Raw genomic sequence first — 288 nt, 5'->3', positions numbered from 1 at the left:
GTTTCCAGGCACACGCCCAAATAATTTCTTGCCTTAACACCTGAAATGGAAAAAGGCCCTGCTAATTGATTGGATGTATAGAGAACGACACACGGCTGATCTGTCGTAACAGTAAGCTCTCTGCCGCTCTCTTCATCACTTAAGGCGATCGTATTTTGGCCCTTTTTTGAAAAAACGATCGGGTGATCATACCCATTTCCGACAAGGATATTTTGCGGATGGTTCGATTGAATTCCGTCTTTTATTTTTCTCCCATTTCGGAAATCAAATGGCGTAACTGGAGCATCA

The 288-nt window shown here is 43.1% G+C and carries 1 protein-coding gene; it reads right to left on the bottom strand.

The genetic code is table 11. The features are described 5' to 3' along the window. Positions 1-288: aldose epimerase family protein (locus tag RYX56_RS21870; protein WP_500660622.1), on the bottom strand; the 288-nt coding region annotated here is incomplete at both ends.

Source organism: Alkalihalophilus lindianensis, from assembly GCF_032843265.1.
In the GTDB taxonomy this organism is placed as follows: Bacteria; Bacillota; Bacilli; order Bacillales; family Bacillaceae_D; genus Alkalihalophilus; species Alkalihalophilus lindianensis.
This window is presented reverse-complemented; position numbering and strand designations above follow the sequence as displayed.